Origin of the sequence: Streptomyces sp. NPDC059255, from assembly GCF_042752355.1 — a bacterium.
Lineage (GTDB): Bacteria > Actinomycetota > Actinomycetes > Streptomycetales > Streptomycetaceae > Streptomyces.
The window spans coordinates 1-1,170 of record NZ_JBHYZP010000112.1 but is presented as its reverse complement, the minus strand read 5'-3'; the positions used below and the strand labels follow the sequence as shown (position 1 = coordinate 1,170).

General features: G+C 67.5%; 2 protein-coding genes. Both read right to left on the bottom strand.

Features of this window, described 5'->3' with window-relative positions:
- Nucleotides 1-35: 35 nt before the first annotated feature.
- Nucleotides 36-566, bottom strand: a complete 531-nt coding sequence (locus ACFXKG_RS41310) for a transposase (protein ID WP_384850782.1) — start codon at nt 564-566, stop codon at nt 36-38.
- Nucleotides 563-1,102, bottom strand: coding sequence for a transposase (locus ACFXKG_RS41305; protein ID WP_384850779.1), 540 nt, complete (start codon nt 1,100-1,102; stop codon nt 563-565). The genes ACFXKG_RS41310 and ACFXKG_RS41305 overlap by 4 nt, the downstream gene beginning before the upstream one ends.
- Nucleotides 1,103-1,170 lie beyond the last annotated feature (68 nt).

Here is a 1,170-nt window from a genome sequence, read left to right as displayed (position 1 = left end):
CTACTGAGGTTGAACTCGTGATGTCACTGGGTTGCTCAGGTGGGTCTGATGGTCAGGCCGGTCTCGGCGAGGCAGCCGTCTATGAGGTGACTGCGGTACTGGATGTGCCGTAAGCCGCGTCTGATGGTCTGGACGAGGTGTTCAGGGGTACTGAAGGCGATGTTGGAGAGCCAGCCGCGTCGCAGGAGGGACCAGATCCCTTCGACGGGGTTGAGGTCGGGTGCGTAGGGCGGCAGGTAGTAGATGGTCAGCCAGTCCCGGGATGCGGCAAACTCCCGCAGGCCGGCGGCTTTGTGGACGTTGAGGTTGTCCCAGATGAGCACGATCGGGCCGTCGAGCTGCTGGTGGGCGGCGATCAGCAGGTCCCGGTAGTCGCGCCAGGAGAAGCTCTTGCGGCCGTCGCGGCGGCCGTCGTCCCGGCGCGGCCGGTAGATCAGCCTCGGCCGGTGGCCGGGTTTGTAGCAGGTCAGCGCGGCGATGGAGATCCGTCTGCGGGAACGGCCGCGGACCCGCACCACCGGGGTCCGACCGCGCTGAGACCAGGTCTTCGCCTGCGGCGGCGTCATGGAGAAGCCGGCCTCGTCCTCGAAGACGAGCCAGGCTCCACGAGCCGCCGCGAGTCTTCCGCGCAGGGCCACACCTCCTTGACCCACCCGGCCACCGCCTCGTCGTCCCGCTCCATCGCTCGTCGGACCGGGACCTGGCAGGACCAGCCATTACGGACCAGGAGTTTGCGTACGCCCTGGATCGTGTAGGTCAGGTGGAAGCGCCGACCGATCACCGTCTTCACACGGCTCAAGGTCCAGCGCTGGTCCTCCCAGCCGTGCGCGGCCGGCCCCTTGGCCAGCTCCGCCTCCAGCTGGGCGAACTGCTCTTCGCTCAGCCTCGGCAGTGACGCCGGCCCCTGTGACCGCAGAGCCCGCGGACCGCCCTCGTCCCACATCTGCCGCCATCGCTGCACTGAACGAACGCTGACCCGCAGGTCCTTGGCGATCACCGAGCTCGCCTCGCCCCGAGCGAACCTCTCAGCCGCCTTGAGCCGTAACTCCTCGCGAAACTGCTGCCTTTCGGCGGTCAGCCCGCCCCCTTGTGGATACCGCATGCCCCGGTGATACCGCACGAGCGACGAACCGTCAGCCCCTACGACTCCACGAGTTCAACCTCAGTAAC